General features: G+C 46.0%; 24 protein-coding genes and 4 pseudogenes. 14 read left to right on the top strand and 14 right to left on the bottom strand.

Going from position 1 to position 25,287, the window contains the following annotated elements; genetic code table 11:
- Positions 1-4: 4 nt before the first annotated feature.
- The 5 genes from ftsB to cysG form a co-directional block, all read right to left on the bottom strand.
- Positions 5-325, bottom strand: coding sequence for a cell division protein FtsB (ftsB, locus tag C5471_RS11650; protein ID WP_133813446.1), 321 nt, complete (start codon positions 323-325; stop codon positions 5-7).
- Positions 326-470: 145 nt separating this feature from the next.
- A complete protein-coding gene (gene cysC, locus C5471_RS11645) occupies positions 471-1,106 on the bottom strand; it encodes an adenylyl-sulfate kinase (protein WP_207627305.1) in 636 nt (211 codons plus the stop codon).
- Between the two features lies 1 nt (position 1,107).
- Complete coding sequence (gene cysN, locus C5471_RS11640) at positions 1,108-2,550, bottom strand: sulfate adenylyltransferase subunit CysN (RefSeq protein WP_133813448.1); 1,443 nt, start codon at positions 2,548-2,550, stop codon at positions 1,108-1,110.
- 11 nt (positions 2,551-2,561) lie between these two features.
- Complete coding sequence (gene cysD / locus C5471_RS11635) at positions 2,562-3,470, bottom strand: sulfate adenylyltransferase subunit CysD (protein WP_133813449.1); 909 nt, start codon at positions 3,468-3,470, stop codon at positions 2,562-2,564.
- Positions 3,471-3,479: 9 nt separating this feature from the next.
- Complete coding sequence (gene cysG, locus C5471_RS11630) at positions 3,480-4,892, bottom strand: siroheme synthase CysG (protein WP_133813450.1); 1,413 nt, start codon at positions 4,890-4,892, stop codon at positions 3,480-3,482.
- Positions 4,893-5,633: 741 nt separating this feature from the next.
- Here cysG and C5471_RS11625 point away from each other — a divergent pair.
- Both C5471_RS11625 and C5471_RS11620 read left to right on the top strand, forming a co-directional pair.
- Positions 5,634-6,110: a CesT family type III secretion system chaperone gene (locus C5471_RS11625; protein WP_339959281.1), complete on the top strand. Its 477-nt coding sequence runs from the start codon at positions 5,634-5,636 to the stop codon at positions 6,108-6,110.
- A gap of 34 nt (positions 6,111-6,144) precedes the next feature.
- Positions 6,145-7,443, top strand: coding sequence for a Tle-like phospholipase domain-containing protein (locus C5471_RS11620; RefSeq protein ID WP_133813452.1), 1,299 nt, complete (start codon positions 6,145-6,147; stop codon positions 7,441-7,443).
- Between the two features lie 87 nt (positions 7,444-7,530).
- Here C5471_RS11620 and ampC read toward each other — a convergent pair whose 3' ends face one another.
- On the bottom strand, positions 7,531-8,688 hold the full coding sequence (ampC, locus tag C5471_RS11615) for a class C beta-lactamase (protein WP_133813453.1): 1,158 nt from the start codon (positions 8,686-8,688) through the stop codon (positions 7,531-7,533).
- Positions 8,689-9,087: 399 nt separating this feature from the next.
- On the opposite strand from ampC, the gene agaR reads away from it, so the two are divergent.
- The 9 genes from agaR to C5471_RS11570 all read left to right on the top strand — a co-directional run bounded on the left by agaR (position 9,088) and on the right by C5471_RS11570 (position 17,834).
- Positions 9,088-9,861: a transcriptional repressor AgaR gene (agaR, locus tag C5471_RS11610; RefSeq protein ID WP_133813454.1), complete on the top strand. Its 774-nt coding sequence runs from the start codon at positions 9,088-9,090 to the stop codon at positions 9,859-9,861.
- Between the two features lie 65 nt (positions 9,862-9,926).
- A complete protein-coding gene (locus C5471_RS11605; protein WP_133813455.1) occupies positions 9,927-11,222 on the top strand; it encodes a D-tagatose-bisphosphate aldolase, class II, non-catalytic subunit in 1,296 nt (431 codons plus the stop codon).
- The gene (locus tag C5471_RS11600; RefSeq protein ID WP_133813456.1) at positions 11,219-12,400 is read left to right on the top strand and encodes an AgaS family sugar isomerase; all 1,182 of its coding nucleotides are present in this window, start codon (positions 11,219-11,221) and stop codon (positions 12,398-12,400) included. Before C5471_RS11605 ends, C5471_RS11600 begins: the two co-directional genes overlap by 4 nt.
- A gap of 2 nt (positions 12,401-12,402) precedes the next feature.
- Positions 12,403-12,885: a PTS N-acetylgalactosamine transporter subunit IIB gene (gene agaV / locus C5471_RS11595; protein ID WP_152963109.1), complete on the top strand. Its 483-nt coding sequence runs from the start codon at positions 12,403-12,405 to the stop codon at positions 12,883-12,885.
- Positions 12,886-12,896: 11 nt separating this feature from the next.
- A complete protein-coding gene (gene agaW, locus C5471_RS11590; protein WP_023044129.1) occupies positions 12,897-13,682 on the top strand; it encodes a PTS N-acetylgalactosamine transporter subunit IIC in 786 nt (261 codons plus the stop codon).
- Positions 13,672-14,565 (top strand): PTS system mannose/fructose/sorbose family transporter subunit IID, encoded by an 894-nt coding sequence (locus C5471_RS11585; protein WP_133813457.1) that lies wholly within the window; start codon positions 13,672-13,674, stop codon positions 14,563-14,565. Before agaW ends, C5471_RS11585 begins: the two co-directional genes overlap by 11 nt.
- Before the next feature lie 21 nt (positions 14,566-14,586).
- Positions 14,587-15,021 carry a PTS galactosamine/N-acetylgalactosamine transporter subunit IIA gene (gene agaF, locus C5471_RS11580; RefSeq protein WP_133813458.1) on the top strand — a complete coding sequence of 145 codons (435 nt, stop codon included), beginning with the start codon at positions 14,587-14,589 and terminating at the stop codon, positions 15,019-15,021.
- A gap of 9 nt (positions 15,022-15,030) precedes the next feature.
- On the top strand, positions 15,031-15,891 hold the full coding sequence (locus C5471_RS11575) for a tagatose bisphosphate family class II aldolase (RefSeq protein WP_133813459.1): 861 nt from the start codon (positions 15,031-15,033) through the stop codon (positions 15,889-15,891).
- Positions 15,892-15,929: 38 nt separating this feature from the next.
- Positions 15,930-17,834 (top strand): alpha-galactosidase, encoded by a 1,905-nt coding sequence (locus C5471_RS11570; RefSeq protein ID WP_133813460.1) that lies wholly within the window; start codon positions 15,930-15,932, stop codon positions 17,832-17,834.
- Between the two features lie 130 nt (positions 17,835-17,964).
- Here C5471_RS11570 and C5471_RS11565 read toward each other — a convergent pair whose 3' ends face one another.
- Complete coding sequence (locus C5471_RS11565) at positions 17,965-18,375, bottom strand: type II toxin-antitoxin system HicB family antitoxin (RefSeq protein ID WP_133813461.1); 411 nt, start codon at positions 18,373-18,375, stop codon at positions 17,965-17,967.
- A 21-nt stretch (positions 18,376-18,396) separates the two neighbouring features.
- Entirely contained in the window at positions 18,397-18,576 is a 180-nt protein-coding gene (locus C5471_RS11560; protein WP_166295889.1) for a type II toxin-antitoxin system HicA family toxin, read from the bottom strand.
- 238 nt (positions 18,577-18,814) lie between these two features.
- Here C5471_RS11560 and C5471_RS11555 point away from each other — a divergent pair, with 238 nt between their 5' ends.
- Positions 18,815-19,354, top strand: coding sequence for a cysteine hydrolase family protein (locus tag C5471_RS11555; RefSeq protein ID WP_133813462.1), 540 nt, complete (start codon positions 18,815-18,817; stop codon positions 19,352-19,354).
- A 134-nt stretch (positions 19,355-19,488) separates the two neighbouring features.
- Here the strand turns inward: C5471_RS11555 and speD are convergent, their stop codons facing one another.
- From speD to C5471_RS11540, 3 genes are all read right to left on the bottom strand, one after another.
- Positions 19,489-20,283 carry an adenosylmethionine decarboxylase gene (speD, locus tag C5471_RS11550; RefSeq protein WP_133813463.1) on the bottom strand — a complete coding sequence of 265 codons (795 nt, stop codon included), beginning with the start codon at positions 20,281-20,283 and terminating at the stop codon, positions 19,489-19,491.
- Between the two features lie 28 nt (positions 20,284-20,311).
- Complete coding sequence (speE, locus tag C5471_RS11545; protein ID WP_133813464.1) at positions 20,312-21,175, bottom strand: polyamine aminopropyltransferase; 864 nt, start codon at positions 21,173-21,175, stop codon at positions 20,312-20,314.
- 111 nt (positions 21,176-21,286) lie between these two features.
- Positions 21,287-21,634 (bottom strand): YacC family pilotin-like protein, encoded by a 348-nt coding sequence (locus C5471_RS11540; RefSeq protein ID WP_036849730.1) that lies wholly within the window; start codon positions 21,632-21,634, stop codon positions 21,287-21,289.
- A gap of 189 nt (positions 21,635-21,823) precedes the next feature.
- Here C5471_RS11540 and cueO point away from each other — a divergent pair, with 189 nt between their 5' ends.
- Positions 21,824-23,368 carry a multicopper oxidase CueO gene (cueO, locus tag C5471_RS11535; protein WP_133813465.1) on the top strand — a complete coding sequence of 515 codons (1,545 nt, stop codon included), beginning with the start codon at positions 21,824-21,826 and terminating at the stop codon, positions 23,366-23,368.
- A gap of 343 nt (positions 23,369-23,711) precedes the next feature.
- Here the strand turns inward: cueO and C5471_RS11530 are convergent.
- A pseudogene (locus C5471_RS11530) lies at positions 23,712-23,954 on the bottom strand (transposase); the annotation flags it as partial.
- A 444-nt stretch (positions 23,955-24,398) separates the two neighbouring features.
- Positions 24,399-24,721: pseudogene (locus tag C5471_RS11525) on the bottom strand (IS630 family transposase); the annotation flags it as partial.
- Between C5471_RS11525 and C5471_RS11520 the strand changes: the two are divergent.
- Positions 24,719-24,955 (top strand): annotated as a pseudogene (locus C5471_RS11520) (transposase); the annotation flags it as partial. The pseudogenes C5471_RS11525 and C5471_RS11520 sit on opposite strands and share 3 nt — an antisense overlap.
- A gap of 221 nt (positions 24,956-25,176) precedes the next feature.
- On the opposite strand, the pseudogene C5471_RS11515 reads toward C5471_RS11520, so the two are convergent.
- A pseudogene (locus C5471_RS11515) lies at positions 25,177-25,287 on the bottom strand (IS630 family transposase); the annotation flags it as partial.

The raw sequence follows: 25,287 nt of genomic DNA, 5'->3' as shown, positions 1-25,287 counted from the left end.
TTAATTATTGAGTATTATTTGGAGTCGAGGGACGTGAAGTATTTTCTTTAGATTTATCAGTGACTAAACGATAGAAAGTTTCACCCGGTTTGATCATGCCCAATTCATTGCGGGATCGCTCTTCAATGGCCTCCTGTCCGCCAGTAAGATCGTCAATTTCCGCTGATAACTGATCGTTACGCAGTTTAAGTTTGCGGTTTTTGCTCTCTTCCATAGCAACATCATTCTTAACCCGTACATAATCATGAACACCATTTTTACCAAGCCACAGTGAATACTGTAACCATCCGAGTAAAACCACTAATAGTAGCGTTAGCTTACCCATTTCCGCCCCCTGAAATATCCGTCAATCATCCCATAACTCAAAGAGCGACGCTACTATCACAAAACAGGATGGGGGAAAAATAGTTGAGGATAAAGTCATGAAATAAGCACATCACTGAAGATTCAATAATGTGCTTATGTTGATGTTATAGGTCATTAATTCCTGAACGTATAATGCCGTTCTTTTTCAATTCCGCCAGCAACTGTTCCACTGATGCTTCAACAGGTTGTTGACCTGAAAGATAAATTTCTGGGTTATCGGGAATCTCATAGGCTGAATCAATCCCGGTGAAATGACGGATTTCACCCGCACGGGCTTTTTTGTACAATCCCTTAGGATCACGGGATTCGCAAATTTCCAATGGTGTATCGACAAAAACTTCAATAAATTGCCCCGGCTCCAGCAATTCACGCACCTTTTGCCTCTCGGCTTTATGAGGAGAAATAAAAGCGGTCAGTACGACTAAACCTGCATCCACCATCAGATTGGCGACTTCACCCACACGGCGGATATTCTCCTGTCTGTCCTGTTCTGAGAAACCTAAATCACTGCAAAGGCCATGACGCAAGTTATCACCATCAAGCAGATACGTTTTTATTCCTCGTTGAAACAGGGCCTGTTCTAAAGCCCCAGCCACCGTGGATTTACCTGAACCAGATAAACCCGTGAACCAAATAACCAATGCGGGATGTCCATTTTCTGCTTCCCGTCGCTCTCTGGTCAGTTGATATCTATGCCAGACAACATTTTCTGGTGCCAAATTTTCAATTCCTTCTGCCAATTTATTTACCTCCCAGTAAATCTCTGGCCCCCCAATGGGGGAAATGGCGGCGAATCAACCGGTTCAACTCCAGTTCAAATTCGCTGAACTCTTTTGGCCCTTCATAAACATCTGTCTGAATTTCACGTACCAAACCCGCACCAACCGTGACATTAGTTAGCCGGTCAATAAAGATGATGCCGCCAGTGTCGCTATTTTGCTGATAGTTATCGAGCATTAATGGCTCTTCAAAAGAAAACTCCACTGATCCGATGGCATTCAATGGCAAATCAACCGCCACTCGTTGTGTCAGATTCGTAATATCCACCTGATACTGGATATTCTCAACTTTCCCACGGCTCTTTTTACCTGCCACTTTGATATCAAGATTTTGTCCCTGCACCAAAGGCTGTTCAGACATCCACACGACATCCACCAACGCATGCCGGGTAACCGTCATCTCATCAGCAGCAGAAATCAGGAGATCACCCCGGCTGATATCAATTTCATCTTTCAGCACCACGGTAATGGCTTCACCGGGGACAGCAAAATCCAAATCCCCCTCAAAAGTCACGATCCGCTCTACTTGTGAGGTTACACCCGATGGCATGACTTTAATTTTCTGCCCTTTGCGTAAAATCCCGGATGAAAGAGTACCGCTGTAACCCCGAAAATCGAGATCAGGCCGGCTGACATACTGTATCGGGAAGCGCAGTAATTGCTTCGAAGCTTCTTTCTTTACATCTGCGGTTTCAAGAATGTCCAACAACGCAGGTCCTTCATACCAGACCAGATTGGTACTTCTGGTGACAATGTTATCGCCATCAAGTGCAGAGATCGGAACAAAATAAATTTTCAAATCTGTCGGCAACTGAGCGGCAAAGTTCAAATAATCTTGTTTGATCAGGTCAAAAACCTCCTGTTTGTATCCCATCAGATCCATTTTATTCACAGCAACCACCAAGTGGCGGATCCCCAGCAAGGTACTGATAAAACTGTGACGGCGGGTCTGCTCCTGAACACCTTTACGGGCATCAATTAGCAGAATCGAAAGATCACAGGTCGATGCACCTGTCGCCATATTACGCGTGTACTGTTCATGTCCTGGCGTGTCGGCAATAATAAATTTGCGTTTTTCTGTGGAAAAATAGCGATAAGCGACATCAATGGTGATGCCTTGTTCACGCTCTGCGGCGAGACCATCCACCAGCAAAGCCAAATCCAATTTTTCACCCTGAGTACCGATTCGTTTGCTGTCATTCTGTAATGTTGAAAGCTGATCTTCGTAGATCTGACGGGTATCATGTAACAGACGACCAATCAGGGTACTTTTGCCATCATCTACGCTGCCACAAGTCAGGAAACGCAGTAATCCCTTATCCTGTTGAGCACGCAGATAGGCTTCCACACCACCCTGTTGTTTAATTTGATCAGCAATAGCTTCATTTTGTGCAAGTGCGGACATGGTTGTTCTCCTTAGAAATAACCCTGACGTTTTTTCAGTTCCATAGACGCAGATTGATCACTGTCAATCAGCCGCCCTTGCCGCTCACTTGTCGTGGATATCAGCATTTCTTCAATAATTTCTGGCAATGTTTCAGCATCAGATCTCACGGCTCCCGTCAGCGGCCAGCAGCCAAGAGTACGGAAACGAACTTTACGTTGACTGATAACTTCGCCAGGTTTTAAATCGATTCGGTTGTCATCAACCATAATCAGCGTGCCATCACGCTCTATTACCGGACGTGGTTTAGCAAAATAGAGAGGAACGATATCAATTTGTTCCAGGTAGATGTATTGCCAAACATCCAGTTCAGTCCAGTTGGAAAGCGGGAATACGCGAATGCTTTCACCTTTGTTAATCTGACCGTTGTAATTGTGCCACAATTCAGGACGCTGATTTTTAGGATCCCAACGATGTGAGCGATCACGGAATGAATAAATACGCTCTTTGGCTCGTGATTTTTCTTCATCACGCCGGGCACCACCGAAAGCCGCATCAAAACCATATTTATCCAGTGCCTGTTTTAACCCTTCCGTTTTCATGATGTCGGTATGTTTGGCGCTACCATGCACAAATGGGTTTATTCCTATCGCGTCCCCTTGCGGGTTGCGATACACCAGGAGTTCAAAACCGTAATTATTGGCAGTACGATCACGAAACTCGTACATTTCGCGAAATTTCCAGCCCGTATCCACATGCAGCAAAGGAAATGGTAAGGTTCCCGGATAGAACGCCTTGCGTGCAAGATGAAGCATGACCGAAGAATCTTTACCAATAGAGTAAAGCATCACTGGGTTTTCAAACTCTGCGGCCACTTCCCGTATAACATGGATACTTTCAGCTTCAAGTTGCTGCAAGTGTGTCAATCTTTTCTCGTCCATTACCACTCCTTATGCAAAATCGACTACTGCCGGACGGCTTATCCTGGCAATAGGTTGTTGCCCAAACCAGGCTATTTGATGGTGGAGTTGAGCTACTTCCCCCACGACCAGTAACGCCGGTGACGGTGCCAGCTGTGCCAACTGTTCCAGTTCCAGCAAAGTGCCTGTCAACACTTGCTGCTCTGGACGAGTACCACAACCGATAACAGCTACGGGTGTATCTTCTGCCCGCCCATGTAAAATTAATTGATGACTTATCAAGGCGGATTTCACTGTCCCCATATAAATCACTAGAGTCTGATTGCCTTTGGCCAAAGCCTGCCAATCCAGTTCATTACCATTTTCCCGGCAATGACCTGTAATAAAAGTGATACTCTGCGAGTGCTCCCGGTGAGTCAGCGGAATTCCCGCGTAAGCAGTCGCTCCAATAGCGGCGGTAATTCCCGGTACGACTTGAAAAGGAATACCTGCTGATGCTGCAACCTGCAACTCTTCACCACCACGGCCAAAAATAAAGGGATCACCGCCTTTAAGGCGAACCACTTTTTTCCCTTGTCTGGCAAATTTCACTATCAATTGGTTAGTTTCTTCCTGAGAAACAGAGTGATTACCGGCTCTTTTACCAACACAAATTTTATCTGCATCTCGACGGACCAGATCCAACACTTCACTGCTGACCAGATGATCATAAAGCACCACATCAGCCTGCTGAATAACCTGTAATCCTCTCAATGTCAGTAATCCCGGATCACCTGGGCCTGCACCGACCAGAGCCAATTCTCCCGGTGAACCAGGTTGTTCCAGTTGTTGCTCAAGCTGCTCTTCCGCCTGTTGGATCTGACCATTTGCAACCAACATAGCGAAACGACCATTAAAAGCCTGTTCCCAAAAAGAACGACGCTGGCGCATGGAAGTTAATCGCTGTTTCACCCGTTCACGCCAATTCCCGGCAATTTTCGCCATTGCACCAAGACTGGAAGGTAGCAACGCTTCCAGCTTTTCCCGGATTAAACGTGCCAATACCGGTGCTTTTCCTGCCGATGAAATCGCCACTAAAACAGGAGAGCGATCGATAATTGATGGAAAAATAAATGAGCAATGAGATTGATCATCAACGACATTAACCAAAATACCGCGCTTATCCGCCTCGGTAAAAACCCGATGATTTAGAATGTGATCATCAGTCGCTGCAATCACCAGAAAAATGCCATCAAGATATTCAGGCTGGAATTCTCTTTTATACCATTCCAGTTCACCAGCTTGATAACGCTGTTGTAATTCAGAGCATAATTCAGGCGTTACAACCTGTAATAATGCTCCTGCTCGTAGTAGTAGCGTCGCTTTACGTGCGGCCACATCTCCACCACCGACAAGTAATACAAGCCGCCCTTTTAACTCAACAAATATCGGTAAGTAATCCACAATTGCCCTTTGTATCCAGTGAAATATTTATAAGTAATGAAACTGTTTCGAATGAATATAGGAGTCGGTGGTAAGGTTATGAAATGACAAAAAGGCATTAATAGTTCTGTAATGGAATATAGCTAGCCATCTCTAGAATAGGGTTGGAGCAGTTTTCATTGAATTGCGAAGGGCAGTAAAAATAAATGACTTCATAATTTGACTTCTTATCTCACTGGATACTGATAAGGGAGCTGTCGTCAGTCTGCGGGAATGGTTAGAAAGCATAGGCGTTGAGCAATGAAACACACGTAAAAATCCATTGCACAAAGCCCCGCCTTTTGCTCGCAGGCGAGGCGGGGGAACAAGTGTAATGTCATCGTTGAAGTCCGCGACAACATTTTCTTCCCCCGCTGAAACTGTGCCCATCACCGTCCTGGACGGATAAAAGCATCATGTCAGGAAATTGCTTTTGGCATCGTTTATCGGGTAACCAATGCCATTTTTCCATCTGAAATTCTCATTTATTTTGGGGAAAGAAAATGAGGTAAATCCATGTAGATTTCCGAGGGAGACACTGTTGTTGATATAACTTTTCCAGGTGCAACCCAACTGCCGATAAGTCGCTATTTCGACGTCGATATAAAAAACTTCGCCCTAAGGATAAATCATGGCTTGCCAGTGATTGTTAACATGCTCCCACTTCCTATTTGCGTGCGAAACCCTTCGGTTTGCAAGGGATAACGAGCGGAGAACATCATAGTGAAAACATATCAACAAACAGTATCGGAATGGTTGCGCCTTGTTGGTGAACGCCAGGGCGTGGCTTTGAGCCTTGGCAGCGATGGTCACTGTACAGTACCTTTCGGCCAGGATGGAGAGTGCATCATTGAAGTGCCGGACAACAACGACGTTCAGGCATTTTATTTCTATATTCCTTTATTGCGATTGCCAGCGGATGAGCCGAGCCAGTTAATGCTGACTCGGGCTGCCCTTGAGTTGAATATGTTCGGTCTTACCACGGGCGGCAGTCAGATCAGTCTGGACAGTCGTACCAATTATCTGGTGTTGAGTTTCTCTGCGTTGATCGAGATGTTCGATGAAACTACATTTATGCAGACTCTGGGAGAATTTCTTGATCTTGGGATCAGCTTGCAATCTCAGTTTCAGGTAATCAACACCCAGCAGAACGGAGCATCCGCACTGCATCCATTACCAGGTTCAGCCATCGTATGCTGAGTCACGGTCATCTAAATAACTAAGGAAAATTAAGATGCCTATTCAAGGTCTTGGGCACACCCCCAACGCTACTGCATTGTCGCCCCTCTCGAACGGAGAAGTACAGACACCATCTCGCAGCAATAATGTTCATCATCATCTTGCCTCCCATTACACCAGTACTGGTATTGGTACTCAGGTGTCGCCGGGCAAGGTGCTGACCACCACACTGAAATATCTGACATTGAGTGCCCCGGCTCGCAAGATTGGCACTGCCATACAGGGAGGACATGACTCTCATGCACAGAGTGCCAAAGGTAAGGCGCGTTACTGGACTGGGGCTATTATCAAGGGATTGGCTAATATCACGGGCGGTGCCAGTAGTGTAACGAGTGGTGCGATTTCGGTTGGTGTCGCAGGCGTTAAAAACTTGGCGGAATCCACAGGACGTTTGCTGGCATCCTCTGCCTTGGGGCTGGCCGGAGCGGGCGCGAAGGGAGTCTCGCACCTACCGCTTGGTGCGTCCGATCGTTTGCAGGTTGGAACGCGTGCTGAGCAATTGCTGAATTCTGCCAAGGTGATCGCTAAACCCACATTTGTGGCTAAAGCAGAGCAAGAGCCGTTGAATGCTGTGGGAGCCCGGGTGGTGATGGATGCGGCCCAATTGGCGAGAGTCAGCTGCTCCAGTAGTTATCGGGATATGCCGGCTGGTTACAGTCATGCCACCTTGGCTGATATCCCATCCTCAATATTGGCTCGCCGGGAGGATGGCAGTGGTGGGACTGGCAGTGAGTTAACCCTGCATGTTCGCCTTGGCAAGGGGGAGAATGAGCCTTTAATCCTTGAGGGGGATGCATGGTCTGCGCTCAAGGTTGCTGTCTATAAGCGTGACGATACCATGGTGCTTTCCTTTGTGGGCACCCAGCCAACCAAGCGTCCTGGTACTGTGAAGAGTGATGTTGGAGCGGCTTTAGGGATCAAGGACAGCGCGTTTCAGGATGCTGACCGCTTGGTCAAGGCTTTTACCAAACAATATAGCGGCAAGGTTGAGGTTCTGGGCCACTCTTTAGGCGGTGGGTTGGCGCAATATGTGGGCATCAAACATGGGATTAAGGTCACCGCATTCAACAGCATGGGGTTGCATGTAGGATTGCGGGATCGGCTGGCCGACAAGTTGGATAGTGCCAACGTCACTCACATCAATACCAGTAGTGATCCACTGAGTCAGAAGGTCGAACATGGTATTTGGGGCCTGGATGCCTCTTCTCAGGTAGGCAAGCGTTATGTGATTGAGCACTCAGGTGGTCACCGTATGGAGGCGGTGACCGCTGGTTTGGAAGCCTTACTTACTTAACGTTTAACGACTCGATATGCCATGGACAACGCCCCACAGGGGGCGTTGTCGCTGTCAACAGACACTGTATCTAACGTAGCTGCGTGTTTATTTCAGCGCATCAAGGATTTGCCAGGCTGCTTTGATACGCGCCTCGTTGGGGTAGTTTTTGTTGGCTAGCAGTACAATACCCATTTGCTCTTGCGGCACAAACGCGACATACGCGCCGAAACCATTGGTGGCACCGGTTTTATTGATAAAAAGCGCATCCGTTGGCGGCTCAGGCGGCGACAGTTCCGTGGTTTTGTTGGCTTGATAAGCGATCTGCGCTGAGTTGCCGCTCAGTACCTGCTCAAGGGTAACGGGCCAGTGATAAAGCTCCCAACCCAGCCCTTGCGTCATTTCCCCCACCCGGTAGTAGCCGGTATGGGTTGCCCGAATGGCCTGTGCCAGCTTGCTATCACTGATGCGGGAAGGATCGATATTCGCATCAACGAAGCCGATCATATCCTGCGCACTGGCTTTCAGACCGTAGGCTTCCTCATCCAGTACGCCGGGGCTTATACGAATCGGTTTATTCTCTTTTGAATAACCCCAGGCATAATTCCTCATCTCCTGCGCGGGCACGTTAAACCGGGCATGATGCAAACCAAGCGGTGAAAGAATTTGGTTTGCTACTAGCATTGAGTAAGGTTTTCCAAGGCGTTGGGCAGCGATATAACCCGCCAGGCCAATGCTGGGATTGGAGTACTGGCGGTGGGTTCCAGGTGCATACTTCGGTTGCCAGTGCTGATACCAGTTCACCATTTTGCTATTGTTGTCGATCTCGTCAGGGAATTGTAATGGCAGGCCGCCCGCAGTGTAGGTGGCAATATTCAGCAGGCTTATGTTGTCAAAGGCGCTGCCTGCCAGCGGTTGAAAATGCTGGCTGGCCTTATCGGAGAGGGAAATGGCTCCTGTCACTTGCGCCCAAGAAATTAGGCTGGCGGCAAAGGTTTTGCTGACCGAGCCTAATTCAAAGATCGTCTCTTTGGTGACCGGCGTGTTGTTCTCTTTTGACGCGTCACCGTATTGATAGAAGAAATGCTGACCGCGGAAAGTTACCGCAATCGCCATTCCCGGAATGTCATATTCCTGCATCAGGGAGTGTATGGTCTTATCAACAGTATTTGTCAGATGGGTCTGATCGGGGGTATTCGAAGCTTGAGCTCCGAAAGAAGCGGCGAGTAGGAGCCCGCCAGTCAGCACTGAAAATCGTTTTGTCATGTGGTGTGTCCTTTTATTACAGTGAGAGCATTCAGTTCTGGATTTTATCAGTCTTTTCACATCCAATCACAAAATTTGTGATCTCTATCACCTGACAAAATAAAACTTTATGGTTGTTGATTGAAAACCAAGGGCTTTCGTTTCTTTAATATCAATTTCTACTAACAAAGCGGATGAAAGCTTGTTTTGGGGTAAGCATAAGTAACGATAGAACTTAATATTCTCTTTCGTTTTGTTTTCAATCGAAACCTTTTTAACCTTATTTTGTCTATATAATAGACTGTAACACCGATCACAATTTCATTTCATTGCTTTTGTTGTAATTTAACCGAAAGAGAGGGAAAGCAATTCATCACAGGCGACGTGAACTTGTTGCTGAAATCTGAGGAGCATAACGGAATGGCAATGGACACTGTAAAAAGACGTGAACAGATTATTGACCTGCTGTGCCATGAGGGCAGTGTACGTGTTGAGCATTTGAGTTCCCGTTTTGGGGTTTCCAGCGTCACTATCCGTAATGACCTGCGTTATCTGGAGCAAAAAGGTTGTGCGCTGCGTTCTTATGGTGGCGCCATGTTGAATCAGCAATTCGCCTTTGATCGCCCCTTGCAAGATAAAGGCCGGATGAATCGTGATGTGAAATCACGCATTGCGGCCAGGGCGGCACAGTTTGTTAAGGATGGTGATGCCCTGATCCTTGATTCCGGCTCCACGACTACGCAAATCGTGCCATATCTTAAGGAGCGGCGTGATTTGGTGATAATGACTAACGCGTTGAATATCGCCTATGAACTGGCGGGATTTGATCAGATGGAAGTGATGGTGCTTGGCGGGAGTGTGCGTCAGAACTCCTACTCGCTTTATGGTCCGGCGGCGGAACAGCAATTGCGTCAGTATCGCTTTAATACTCTGTTTCTTGGTGTCGATGGGTTTGATCTGGAAGCAGGGATTACCACGCCCCATCCCGGCGAAGCTCACCTTAATCGCGTAATGTGTGAGGTGGCGCATGAAATTATCGCCGTGGCGGATGCCAGTAAATTTGGGCGCAGAAGCTTTTGTATGATCCGTCAGGCTGGACAGATTCATCGGCTGATTACTGACAGCCGGATCCCCGATAACTATAGGCGGGCATTAACTGAACTCGGCGTAGATGTGGTTATTGCCGACGAATAACTCTTACAGAGATTAGAACTTGCCTAAGAGTTGATAAACGGGTTCTTGCCCGCATGGGAGACACCATGCAGTCACTATTACAACTTATTCGTCGCCATAAATCAGGTGAAGCGGTGGGGATCTATTCGGTCTGTTCCGCCCACTCTTGGGTATTGGAAAGTGCTTTGCGCGTCGCTAAAGAGCGTAAGACGCCGATATTGATTGAAGCAACGTCTAATCAGGTTAATCAATTTGGTGGTTATACCGGTATGCAGCCCGCTCAGTTCCGTGATGCAGTTTGGCGACAAGCTGATCTTATCGGCTTGCCGCGTGATCGTGTTTGGTTGGGCGGCGATCATCTTGGGCCGAACGCCTGGCAGGATCGCTCCGCAGCAGAGGCGATGAAACTGGCTGAAACGTTGATACACGATTATGTGGCCGCAGGATTTCGTAAGATCCACCTCGATTGCTCTATGTCTTGCGCCGATGATCCAATACCGCTTGGTGATGATGAAATTGCGGTACGTGCGGCTCGTTTGTGCCAGGTGGCTGAACGTTGCTGGCAGCAGGTGGGGGGAGAATCACCGGTTTATGTGATTGGCACCGAAGTGCCGGTACCGGGCGGCGCTAAAGAAGCGTTGGAAGGAATGCAGGTCACGACACCTCAGGCAGCAGCCACAACGTTGAATGTACATCAACAAGCCTGGCGATTGGCCGGGCTGGAACAAGTATGGCCGCGGGTGATTGCGCTGGTGGTGCAGCCCGGTGTGGAGTTTGATCACCATAATGTCGAACATTATCAATCGGAACGTGCGGCGGCACTGAGTCAATATATCGAATCTCAGTCTTACTTGGTCTATGAAGCGCATTCTACCGATTATCAAACTGCACAGGCTTACCGGGAATTGGTGCGTGATCATTTCGCTATTCTGAAAGTCGGTCCTGCTTTGACTTTTGCTCTGCGTGAGGCGCTTTTCGCGCTCGATAAAATTGATGGTGAATGGAATGGGGAACAGACCGCAGCGAATTTGTGCGCTACATTGGAGCAGGTCATGCTTGAACAGCCGAAATACTGGAACGGCTATTACCACGGTACACCGCATCAGCAGTTTATTGATCGTCAATACAGTTTGAGCGATCGCGTGCGTTACTACTGGCCGCACCCGCAGGTACAACAGGCAGTGAGTATTTTGATGGATAATCTGCGCCGTCATCCGGTTGCCCTTTCATTGTTGAGTCAGTACCTGCCAGAACAGGCGCAGGCAGTTAACGCGGGAAGGTTGGAAAATGACCCGTATGCTTGGGTGTTGGACAAGATTCGTTCTGTGCTCTTGAACTATGCCCAGGCTTGTGAGTCTGAGGCACAAGGAGCTTTCGTATGAATGAACTGTTTTTCTATACCGAAGCTTGGCTGCGTGAGCATCACGCGTTACATACTGCCAGAGAGATTCACCAACAGCCTGCGCTTTGGCGTCAGTTATATCAAAACCTGCAACGTGAGGAAGCGTTGTGGCGGCCCTTTTTGCTGCCTTTGTTGTCTGACCCGGCGTTACAGGTAGTGCTGTGTGGCGCAGGTTCATCTGCGTTTGTCGGGCGAGCGTTGGCCCCCTGGTTGCGTGAGCAGTGTGGGCTGAATGTGGTCGCGTACAGCACCACGGATATTGTGCCTTCTCCTTTGCAATACCTCGATCCAACACGTTCAACGTTGCTGATTTCCTACGGGCGATCCGGCAATAGTCCGGAGAGCGTGGCAGCGGTAAAACTAGCAGATCAGATACTGCCACGCTGTTATCACCTGATGTTGACCTGCAATCCTGATGGTGCACTGGCTCGTTATGCCGAAGGACGTGCTCATGTCTGCTCATTGAATATGCCGCAGGGTTCTCATGACCAGAGTTTTGCTATGACTTCCAGTTTCAGTTGTATGACGCTGGCGACAGCGTTGCTGTTAGGGCCGTTAACGCTGGAACAGAGTAGTGCGCCACTGATGGCGATGGCTGCGTTGTGCGAGCGCGAGTGGAGACAGTGGCAGGTACAGACTAAGCGACTGGCACGCAGCGGCTTTAAGCGCATGATGTGTCTGGGCTCCAGTTGTTTTACCGGTATAGCCGAAGAAGGGGCGCTCAAGATGCTGGAGTTGACTGCGGGGTACATTGCCACCCGTTACGATTCGTCGATGGGAGTGCGTCATGGGCCGAAGTTTATGATCGAACGCGATACGCTGGTGGTCATGATGCTTTCTGCTGATAAGTATCGTCGTCGTTATGATCTCGATTTGTGGCATGAGCTGAATCACGACGGTCTGGCGCGTCAGGTTGTTGCACTGAGTGGCACGCCGGGGGAAGGATTTACGGCGATTAACAGTGAACAAGATGATATCTGGCTGCTTTTTCCCTATCTGATGTTTTTGCAGATGTTAGCGTTTGAAACCTCGCTGGCGTTGGGTATAGCGCCGGACAATCCATGCCCAACAGGGGAGGTCAACCGTGTAGTGAAGGGGGTGGAAATTTATCCTTATCTCCCATCTTATTCACAAAGAACAGCATGTAAGCAGGAGTGATTATGTCGATACCGAATATTTTAATGACCCGAATTGATAACCGGTTGGTGCATGGTCAGGTAGGTGTGACCTGGACCAATTCACTGGGGGCCAATTTGGTATTGGTGGCTAACGATCAAGTTGCCGGTGATTTGATGCAGCAAAACCTGATGGATATGGTGGTTTCCGATGGGATTCAGACCCGTTATTTCACTCTGCAAAAAACCATTGATGTGATCCATAAAGCGGCTGAACGCCAGAAAATTTTTATCGTCTGTAAAACACCGCAAGATGTACTGACGTTGGTAAAGGGTGGAGTGCCGATCCGATTTGTTAACGTGGGAAATATGCATTTTGCTGAAGGGAAGCGCCAGATCCATAAGACTGTTTCGGTTGATGATAGTGACGTAGTGGTGTTTCGTGAACTAGAGCAACTGGGTGTTACCTGCGAGATACGGCGGGTACCGGATGAAGCGGGAGAGCTTATCGATAAACTGTTGTTCTAAAGAGGTGAGTTATGCTGATTGATGCGATATTGATTGGATTACTGGCCGGGTTGGCGGGAGTGGATCTGTTTGATGGATTGACCCATTTTCACCGCCCTGTGGTGATTGGCCCGCTGGTCGGGTTGATTTTAGGGGATGTACAGACGGGTTTGTTGGTGGGGGGGACTCTGGAGCTGGTCTGGATGGGAATGGTGCCGCTGGCTGGCGCTCAACCGCCAAATGTGGTGATTGGCGGGGTGATTGGCACCGCATTTGCTATTTTGACTCAGGCTGATCCTAAAGTGGCGATTGGTATAGCGGTGCCATTTTCCATTGCGGTACAAGGCTGTATTACGCTGCTGTTTACTCTGTTCTCACCCATGATGCATAAATGCGATCAGATGGTGAAAAAGCTGAATTGGCGCGGTGTAGAACGTGTGAACTATCTGGGCATCACCATTCTGTTTTGCTTCTACTTTATTGTGGCGTTTTTGCCCGTCTATTTTGGCGCTGATGCTGCCAGCGTCATGGTGCAGAAAGCGCCGCAGTGGTTGTTGGACGGGTTGGCTGTTGCTGGCGGAATGATGCCTGCCATCGGTTTTTCCATGCTGATGAAAATCATGATGAAAAAGACCTATATAGCCTATTTCATTCTGGGCTTTATTTCGGTCACGTTCCTTAATATGCCGATTATCGCTGTAGCACTTGGCGCATTGGCGATCGCATTAATCGATTTCTTTAACCGTTCCCGTATAGAAGATGCAGCTGAACGAGGCGCACCTACCACCCAGTCTCAGGAGATGGAAGATGGCATTTAACGACACCGATGCTGCTATGGCAGCTAAAGCTGAGAAAAGGATGGCGCAGGCACTGGCAACCAGTCAGGTTGAGCAGGATGACTATCAGGACAGTACGCCGGGTGAAGATCTGACTAACCGCGATCTGAATCGTATGGCGTGGCGCTCCCTGTTGTTACAGGCATCATTTAACTATGAGCGTATGCAGGCGGGAGGCTGGTTGTACACCTTGATCCCTGGGTTGCGTAAGATCCATAAAGATCCGCAAGATCTGGCGAATTCTATGAAGATGCACATGGAATTTATCAATGTGCATCCGTTTGATGTCACCTTCCTGTCCGGGTTGGTGCTGGCAATGGAACGGAATAAAGAGAAAATTTCGACTATCCGTGCCGTGAAAGTCGCGTTGATGGGACCGCTGGGCGGGATTGGTGATGCGTTGTTCTGGCTGACGCTGTTACCCATCTGCGCTGGGATTGGGGCATCTTTGGCGCTACAGGGCAGTTTGTTTGGCCCCCTCGTATTTCTGTTGCTGTTTAATATCGTACATTTTGGCTTGCGTTTTGGTCTGGCACATTATGGTTATCGTACCGGAACCAGTGCGTTGGTATTGTTAAAAAAACATACCAAAAAGATCTCCCACGCGGCATCAATCGTGGGAATGACGGTGATCGGGGCATTAGTGGCTTCCTATGTTCATCTCTCAACACCGGTGGTGGTCAACGCCGGTAAAGCCAGTGTGGCGTTGCAAAAGGATGTACTGGATAAACTGATGCCTAATTTATTGCCGTTATGTTTCACCCTGCTGGTGTTTTGGCTGATGAAAAAAGGGTTTTCGCCGGTCAAGTTGATTGGCTTGACGGTGGTGATCGGCATTGTGGGTAAATTTGTTGGTTTTCTTTAACAAGCGCACTGAGGAGATGGCATGTTAGGTATTGTAATCACCGGTCATGGGTATTTCGCCAGTGGTTTGTTGCAGGCGGTGGAACAGGTTGTAGGGCAGCAGCCCCAGAGTTGTGCTGTCGATTTTCCTGAGGGGATCAGCACTGAGAAATTATTGGTGTTGCTGGAGGCGGCTTGCTCCGCCTGTGATAGTGGTGATGGTGTGATTATTCTCAGTGATTTGCTAGGGGGATCACCGTTTCGGCAGGCGGCACAACTGGCGATAGTCAATCCACGTTATGAAGTTATCACCGGTACGAATATGCAGTTGGTGGTAGAAATGATGCTGGACCGTGAAGGTATGGCGCTGGAAACCTTTCGTGATATGGCGCTGGAATGTGGGCGGCGGGGATTGACCAGCCTGTGGCATGAACAACAGAAACGGCGATATGACAGCCTGAATCTGGATGGCATTTAAGGAGCGTATATGTACCTGATTTCCAGTCGTCAAATGCTGAAAAAGGCTCTGCGTGAAGGTTATGCGGTTCCTGCTTTCAACGTCCATAATCTGGAAACTATCCAGGTGGTAGCGGAAACCGCTGCTCGCTTGGCATCACCGGTTATTTTGGCAGGTACGCCGAGTACTTTCAGTTATGCGGGGACTGACTATCTAGTGTCAATTTGTCAGGATGCCGCTCGCCGCCACAATTTGCCGCTGGCGTTGCATCTCGATCATCATGAGGAGTTAGAGGATATCAGCCATAAAGTGACCTCAGGTGTACGTTCAGTGATGATTGATGGCTCGCATTTACCCTTTGAGGAGAATATTCGTAAGGTGGCAGAGGTGGTACGATTTTGCCATCGTTACGATGTTAGCGTTGAGGCGGAATTGGGGCGGTTAGGGGGGCAGGAAGATGATTTACAGGTCTCCAGTGCCGATAGTTTCTTTACCGATCCGCTGGCAGCGAAAGCCTTTGTTGCCCGTACCGGTATTGATTCTCTGGCGGTAGCGATTGGTTCTGCGCATGGTTTGTATCATGGTGAACCGCATCTGGATTTTGATCGGTTAGCAGCAATCTGTGAACAGGTGGATATTCCGTTGGTGCTGCATGGCGCATCGGGTATTCCTGAAGTGATGATACAGCAGGCGATTGGTCTTGGTGTAGGTAAAGTCAATGTGGCGACTGATCTGAAAATTGCTTTTGCTGATGCGGTAAAGCGCTATTTCATCCAGCATCCAGATGCGAATGATCCACGTAAATATATCGTGCCGGGAAAACAGGCTATGCAGGCAGTAGTAGAAGAGAAGATCCGGATTTGTGGCAGTGCAGGTAAGCTGTATTCGTGACGGTTCTGTTTTTTCATTCTGACTATAAGGAAACTGCTGTGAAAATAAGAACGTTAAATAAAATTACGTTAAGTTTATTAGCTAGTTCCGTGTTGTATAGTGCTCCAGTCTGGGCAGATAACTGGCGATTGGAGGGTGACAATTACCGTGTAACTGTTAGCGACGAACACGGTAAAGTGACGCAACTAAAATTTGAAAATCCGAAAAACCACGATCAAATCATTACTGACAATCTGTTTGAAATCACGTTGAAATCAGGAGAGAAGCTCGCGGCTAAAGATTTTCAGATTACTGATATCAGCAAAAAAAACAATCGTATTGTTGTCTCCCTGAAACATGGCGACATTCAGGTAAGAAATATCATTACTGTGGAGGATAAAGATAAGTACGGCTCGTTTGAAATCACCATTACACCGCAGGAAAACGCGTTAGAGCTCAGCGCTGTCTCGTTGATGCCATTTAGCACTAAAATCCCTTTTGTTCACGGGTCTATCGCCAGTTCACCGATTATCAGTGATAGCTTCTTTATTGTTCCCGGTAATCCATTGATTTCCACTGAGGCTTATAAAGGGAGCGCTTCGCAAAAAATTGCGCTCTCTATCCCGTTAGAGCCGGGGAAAACGTTAAGTTATAAGACGTATGTTGGTGTTTATCAGGAAGGGCAATTGCGGCGCAACGTCAATGAGTTTTTGAACAATACTCGTTCGCGTAAATATAGTCCTTACCTACATTACAACTCTTGGTACGATATTGGTTACTTCACGCCTTATACCGAACAAGAGTCGTTGACTCGTATCAAACAGTTTGGGCAGGAGTTGGTGACTAAGCGCGGTGTGAAGTTGGGTGGTTATCTGCTTGATGATGGCTGGGATAACCTCAAAGGAGATTGGGGTTTTAGTCAGGCATTTCCCCATGAGTTCAAAAATCTTAAACAGGAAGCAGATCAATATCGTGCTCGTTTAGGTATTTGGCTTTCTCCTTGGGGCGGTTATGGTAAACCCGGTGAGCAACGTGTTTCTCATGCGGAGGAGTTTGGCTATGAAGTGATAGATGGCAGATTTGCGCTTTCAGGCCCTAATTACTACGCCAATTTTCATAACCGGGTGCTCAATCTGATTCAACAACAAAATGTGTCCATGTTTAAGCTAGATGGCACTGGCAATGCTGATCGTGTGATTAAAGGAAGTGCATTCACCAGTGATTTTGATGCCGCTATCCATCTTATTGAAGATATGCGCAGTACCGGAAATGATCTGTTTATCAACTTGACCACAGGCACCAAAGCCACGCCTTCCTGGCTATTTTTCGCCGATTCTATTTGGCGTGGTGGCTATGATGTGGGGTTTCACGGTACAGGTTCCAAAGTGCAGCAGTGGCTTACCTATCGTGATGTAGAAACTTATCGTAATGTCGTAAGAAAGGGGCCGTTATTCCCACTGAATTCGTTGATGCTGCATGGCATTGTTTATGCTAAACAGGCTAAGCATCTGGATAAACAGTCACCTAAAGATTTTGCCGATCAGGTTTGGAGCTATTTTGGTAGCGGTACTCAGTTACAGGAGATGTATGTTACGCCTGAATTGTTGACCACAGAGGATTGGGATACGCTGGCAAACGCGGCGAAATGGTCAGAGAAAAATAAAGATGTGCTGTTTGATACCCATTGGATTGGTAAAGATCCCACCGAGCTAGAGGTGTATGGTTGGGGAGCCTGGAGTCCGGAAAAATCAATTATTACTTTGCGCAATCCTGCTAATGAAGTGAAACAATATTATCTGGATCTGCAAAGCGATCTCGAATTGCCTCATGATCAGCTTTCGGTATATGACGTTAAGATAGACTATGGCGAAAACAACTCGGTGCCGAAGTTTATCAATAAAACGGTGCTGCTTACCCTTCAGCCGTTAGAGACATTGACCTTTTCTCTGACCCCATCGAAATAATCACCGTGTTATTAAACTGCCCTGAATAAACTATTTTATTCGGGGCAGTGATGATTTGAAGAAACTATTGTGATGGTGTTTTATTAGAAAAAAGCTAGCTTATTATTAATAACTTGACACCTCAGAGATATTATATTTTGACTCTGCCAATAACTTTTTCTGCCGCTATATGTGATAGAAAGCCAGAGCGACTCTTGTATTCTGGATGGCTTGTGACGAATTGATCAATACGGCGGATCAGTAATGATGGAAGAGTTACGTTGATTTTCTCTGATTTTCCCATTAACTGAGTAATATCCACATCAACTAATGCCCATATTGCTCCCGTATATTCAGGATCTGTTAGGTAGTTTTCTACGTTTGTCGCTTCTGGTACTGCTTCATTATCATCAATTAGCAATTCGATATGCGCTTCAATTGCTTCTCGGACGCTTTCTATTGCATCTGTGAAATTGTCCCCACCAGAAAAGCAACCTGGGATATCAGGGACACGGACGCCGAAGGATGAATGACCTTTATCAATAGCAACTGGATATAACATTTACACCTCCGAAAAGTGGACTCAAAGTCCCGATTGTTTCTTGATACTTTTCAATGTTGGTAAAGGTATGTCCTTTTGTAGGTGTTTTACCGTTACCAATCCTTTCTTGGTTGGATGTTTGAATTGATGATGACTACCTTTAACCCTCACCAAATACCATCCGTCAGCTTCTATCATTGCTATCGCGTTTCTGCTATCCATCCTCCGGTTTTCTTGTTTTATCTTGATAGGGTTATAATAACCCTACAATGTTATGTATCAAGTATAGTAGAGGTTACTGACATTGTTGTTAGCTAATGGAATAGCTAAAAAACTGACCAGCTTGGTTTCATGAACTATTATTAATCATAAGAAAATCTTGTCAAAATTGTCTGTAACTGAGTGGTGGGAGTAAGTCACAGTGATTGTTTTTTAAGAATTCATTTAAAGAGCAAAACTAATGAAAGCGTTGATCGTAGTCGACATGTTGAACGATTTTGTCACAGGAGCGCTGGCCAATGAGGAGGGTGCGATGAAGATCGTACCGGTAATCAAACGGTTGATTGATCATGCCCGGCACCAACCGGGGTGGCTGGTGGTTTATGCGAATGATGCTCATCGAGCGAATGATCGAGAAATGAGTATCTGGGGCAAACATGCAATGGCCGGAACACTTGGGGCTAATGTCATTGAGGCACTGGCTCCAATTGGGGCAGATCGTGAAATTGTTTCACCCAAGCGATTTTATGGAGCTTTCGATGGCACCGATCTGGAAGATGTTTTTAAAGAATATGGCGTAACGGAGGTTGTGTTAACAGGGCAGCATACTCATTGTTGTGTCAGGCATACTGCCTATGGCGCGTTTATACGCGGTTATCGCATTAAGGTCTTGTCAGATGCTGTGTGTGCCTTTCCTGGTGTTGATCAGCAAGCAGCTCTTGATTATCTTAAAGCCATTTACGGTGCTGAAATTACAACGAGTGCGGCATTAGGTGTGTAATGAGGATAATCTATTAATATAATTAATTTAGCTGTTGTGGAAGAGAAAATATAACCGCTAAAAATTGATCTGGCAGATATCTGAAAATATGGGCATCTGCCAGCTAAATATAAATATATATAAATGAGTGAAATTTAAATGTCGGGTAAATTACGTCCGTAATAAATTTCTTGTATCTCTTTTTTCAAGAGATGGGTAATTTCCTGCTTCTCAGTTTCACTCAGTTGCTCTGGTGTGGCATTAAATAGATAATCATTCAGGTCAAATCTTTTTTGCATCATTTTTGTATGAAATAAATTTTCCTGATAAATATTGACATCCATCATGTAATACTGAGATTGTACCTCTTCGGTCATATAATTCTGAATAGAACTGATTTCGTGATCGATATAGTGCTTCACGCCATTCACATCTCTTGTGAAACCACGCACGCGATAATCCATCGTGACAATATCCGATTCCAATTCGTGGATCAGATAGTTCAGCGCTTTGAGAGGTGAAATAACACCGCAGGTTGATACTTCAATATCAGCCCGGAAAGTGCATATGTCACCGTCCGGATGGCTCTCTGGATAAGTGTGAACGCAGATGTGGCTTTTATCCAAATGGGCGACAACGGAATCGGGTAACGGGCCGGGATTTTCAGTATTGTCCACATCTTTTGGGTCCATCGGCTCTTCGCTAACGAGAATGGTGACGCTTGCCCCTTGAGGTTCATAGTCCTGGCGAGCAATATTCAGAATATTTGCACCAATGATCGAACAGGTTTCGCTGAGAATTTCCGTTAAACGGTTGGCGTTATATTGTTCGTCAATGTAAGCGATATAACTATCCCGATCGGCTTGGCTTTTTGCGTAACAGATATCGTAAATACAAAAACTCAGGCTTTTTGTCAGGTTATTAAAGCCGTGCAATTTCAGCTTGTGCAATTTATTCCACCTCCTGGCTAATAGGTGATTATGGGTTTACGGATAGTGCATCCAGCAGATATTGCGGTAAGGCAAAGCTACCTGCGTGAACGGCTGGGTTGTAGTAGCGGCAGGTGAAGCCTGCGGTATCAAAGCGCTGTTGCAGTGTTGCCAGATCCACATGACGTAATGCCCGGTTTTGACTTGCCCAGGCAAAGGTCATTATTCCGCCGTAATAGGTTGGAATAGCAGCCTGATAGAAACTGCTGTCAGCGAAATAGTTGCTTAGTTTTTTATGGCTGGTGACAGCTTCATCTTGTTGCAGGAAACAGACACCATTTTGGGCAACAAAAACGCCATTGTCATTCAGACAGCGCTGGCAACCTTGATAGAATTCCGATGTGAATAATCCTTCACCAGGTCCGATTGGATCAGTGCAGTCAGAGATAATGACATCGAATTTCTGATCGGTTGTGCTAACGAAATTAACACCATCGTCAATGACCAGGTTGAAGCGCGGATCATCATAAGCACCGGCATGATGGTTAGGCAGATATTGGCGGCAGAATTCAACTACGCCAGCATCAATTTCAACCATCGTAATGCTTTCAAGGTATTGATGACGACAGACTTCGCGTAGCATACCGCCATCACCACCGCCGATAATCAGCACTCGTTTGGCGTTCCCGTGGGCGAATAGAGGAACATGAGCCATCATTTCGTGGTAGATAAATTCATCACGTTCAGTCGTTTGTACTGTGCCATCCAGCGCCATGATGCGGCCAAACTCCGCATTTTCAAAGATGATCAAATCCTGATGCTCAGTTTTATCGTGATAAAGCACTTTATCGACCGAAAAATACTGACCAAAATTGGCGTGCAGGGTTTCGTACCAAGTTTCTTTTTGTGACATGACCCGGCTTTCCTCCACTGTGACGGCCGTGAAAATTGGGTTCACATAATAGCCAACAATTCTTACAGTTGCACGGTGAAATTTACCCTTTAAGAGGTATCAGGAGCCGGACTATTTAACGTAAGCAAATAAGCTCAACGAATCTCTAGCGAGAGCATGGCACTTTATCGCATTGGATAGATAAATACCTTTCAGATCCTGGTAGCTTTCTTCATTGAGTCTATCCATCAATTGGCTGTTGTAATTGGTCAAATCCCACTTATTACGTTGAGCGAAATAGATAATGGCCCGCTTAATTTCCCGGTCAGGGATTTGGCTGTAACCACAGTCATATTTCAGATAGATAAACACCGCCGTCAGATCTGCCAGATCTTCGGCTTCATTTTCTGTCAGTGCTTTTGCGGGGTGGGAAAAACCGAAAAGAACTAATAGGTAAGTCAATAAGGCTAATTTTCGCATTTGTATTATAATAATGAATCCATGTCAGGTTACGTTAACATATTAATATCTTTGTCCGGTAAAATTTATTTTTGTGAATTATTGTAAAGATCGATTTAAATCACATTCCCATCACTTGACCTTCCTGTAAGGGTAACCTTTACGTTGCTGCTATGTGTGGTTTTTTTATTGGTTAATCAGGAAATGAATATGCAACGACGTGATTTTATTAAATTAAGCGTTGTGATTGGTGTATCCGGCATGTTGCCTGTATGGAGCCGTTTCTCCTTGGCTGAATCCTATCCTGCACTACCGATCCCTCCACAACTGGAGCCTGATGCGGCAGGTAAAATTGCGATTGAAATCAAAGCGGGACAATCCCATTTGCGGGCGGGATCGGTGACTAAGACCTGGGGTTATAACGGTGATTTACTTGGCCCGGCACTAAAATTAACTTCAGGTAAACCTGTCACTATTGATATTCGTAATCATCTGCCGGAAGGGACGACTGTTCACTGGCACGGCTTGGAAATTACCGGGGAGGTTGATGGTGGTCCACATGCGATGATTGCACCAGGTGGGAGTCGAACCGTTAGTTTTACCCTTGAACAACCGGAAGCAACTTGCTGGTTCCATCCGCATACACATGGTAAGACGGGTTATCAGGTGGCAATGGGGCTTGGTGGATTAGTACTGATTGAAGATGAAAACAGCATTAAAACGGGTTTGCCAAACCAATGGGGTGTGGATGATATCCCGGTGATTTTGCAGGATAAGCGTTTGAATAAAGAGGGCCAGATTGATTATCAACTGGATGTGATAAGCGCCGCTGTTGGTTGGTTTGGCGATATGATGCTGACTAATGGCGTTGTTTTACCTCAGCATATTGCGCCGCGCGGTTGGTTACGCTTGCGTTTGCTGAATGGTTGTAATGCTCGCAGCCTGAATATCGCTGCGAGTGATGGCCGAGAATTGTATGTTGTTGCCAGTGATGGCGGCTTGTTAGCGGAACCCGTTGCAGTTAATGAGTTATCGATTCTGGCGGGGGAGAGTTTTGAAATATTGGTAGAGACTGCGGATGGAAAACCTTTCGATCTGGTGACGTTACCGGTGGTGCAGATAGGAATGACATTACCGCCGTTTGATCAACCATTGCCAGTTTTACGTATCCAACCTCAGCTTTTTTCTAGTCGCACAATACTGTCGGAGCAGCTGGTAACTCTTCCTGTCTTGCCTTCTTTAAAGGGCTTGAATAGACGTAATTTGCATCTGGCGATGGATGGTCGTCTGGATATGCAGGGGATGATGCAGTTGTCTCAGCGCTACGGCGAACAAGCTATGGCGGGTATGGGAATGCATCATGGGAATATGAACCACGGAGATATGCATCATGGCGGTGAATTCAATTTCCATCGTGCGAACACGATTAACGGGTTGGCTTTCTCCATGACAGAACCTGCTTTTGATGTTAAACAGGGGCAATATGAGCACTGGGTGATTTCGGGTGTTGGCGATATGATGCTGCATCCGTTCCATATTCACGGTACCCGCTTCCGCATTTTGAGTGAAAATGGCCGTAAACCTGCCGCTCATCGTAGTGGTTGGAAAGACATTGTTCATGTGGAAGGTAAGGAGAGTGAAGTGTTGGTTCAGTTCAATCATACGGCGGGAGCTAAACATCCATTTATGGCGCACTGTCATCTGCTGGAACATGAAGATACCGGTATGATGCTGGGTTTTATTGTTAGTAAATAATTTATAATTTTGCCAGAAGATTGTCTCTGATTGACTTATTGGGGGCGGTTTTATCGTGCTTTTTAGGTTATAGTGGTGGAATTCTTCATAAACAGGATCTTTAGCGGTAACCTGTTATTTTAGATAGAAAAAGGCTTTATTTATGATCTGATAATTGTCGCCAAACAAAATACCGAGATCAGAGAATAAAGCCGATGACAATTATCTCCACAAAACCTCAGTTAATGCAATTCTTCAGTGACACTTTTCTTGAAAAAACTGCCCGCAGATGTGGCTTTATCGAACGACTCAGAAATATTGGGCCACAGTCTTTGGTCCTCAGTCAGGGTGAGAGCGTGAATGTTCACTGTTTAACCATCGAGCATAATCCTGCTATTAACACCTTATCCATATAGGCACTACTCATACTGGTCATCTTCCGTTTGCGCCGAATACTGGCTTTTTCAATGGTTTCTGCCCTCAGCATATTGAGAGACAGATATCGCATACAGGCTAAAATCTCTGCGGAGTCACCACGACAAATAGCACACGCATCTTCATTCATTGAGACATCAAGGACCCAGTGGACACGATTTTCAATTCGCCATGGTTCAATTGATTGAAAACGTTCTGTCACTCTTACCCAAAAAATTTGGGCAATTTCACGATGTTGATGTCTGGTTGTTGCCGATATTAGGCGCTATTATTTATCATGCCGGGTCGGAAATAGAACAACATCTGGATTGGGCCATGAAATATCTCTTCAAAAATGCGTTGAAGTTGCCTCAAAGAAAATCCAATAAAGATAATATGTTGGAGGGTATTTTCGAGAGGCTTAAGGTTCAGTGTATGTGGAATTCTTAGCTTATATGCAATTAATACCATTTTAATTAAGTTTTTTCTTATTAATCATTTGAGTGTGAAATTATTTTATCGCTGGTTTTAACAGTTTAGTTAGGTTATAAATTCTAATGACAGTTGTCATGTTGTGTGCCAAGATTGTGTTGCTCAATATAGATTGAAAATTGATTTAATATAGCTAAATAAGGTTTCATAATAGTGCTACACTCATTTTTTGCATTCCTGGTTTTGCTGTGATGAAAACGATGCCAAAAAAGCATCAACATAATTAAGCAATTGCCACATAAATTGACAACAATGATTTGGTGTTATTGTCTCATGGAGCGATTGCCATAACCGTTCTATTTTATTTAGCCACGGTGAATAGACGGGTAAAAACAACAGAGTAAATTTTGGATGTTGTGCCAGCCAGTCCTTTACCTTCTGACTTTTATGAATACCGTAGTTATCTAAGATTAATGTGAGGATTTCCGCATGGGGATATTGATGATTCAGTTCATCTAACATTTTGATTTATTTATCACCCTGTTAAAGGAAATGGGTTTCCAATATCGCCATGTGGAAAGTATCACGGTGATTTTAGATAACCATGGTATTCATAAAAGCCGGAAAGTCAGGGCATGGTTAAAGCAAAACGCTAAATTTAATCTATTGTTCTTACCTGTTTATTCTCCCTGGCTAAACAAGATTGAACACTTGTGGCAATCGTTACATGAAACGGTTACTCGAAATCATTGCTGTCAGTATAAATAACGTTTCATAATTCTGCTACACATGACCTTCTTCAAGCCATTGTTATACATAGAATTATGAGTAGTATAAGATGTAGCGCTATTTTGGAGTCTTATTTATGTGGCAGTGACTTAAATATGTGGAAGAATTCATGAAGGCGCTTTCGTTACAACAACCTGGAATGAAAAAATGAGTGTACCACCATTATGAAAGCTTATTTATATACCCAAGAAACTTCAAGATGCAGTTTTTAGCACCTGAAAATGGTCGTTAATTCTGGACATCAGCGAGTCCGCTATATCAGGTAGCGTTGTGGTGAAAAATTTGAATACTTTGTCTCGAAATTC

Source organism: Photorhabdus tasmaniensis, assembly GCF_011189505.1.
Taxonomy (GTDB): Bacteria; Pseudomonadota; Gammaproteobacteria; order Enterobacterales; family Enterobacteriaceae; genus Photorhabdus; species Photorhabdus tasmaniensis.
This window is presented reverse-complemented; position numbering and strand designations above follow the sequence as displayed.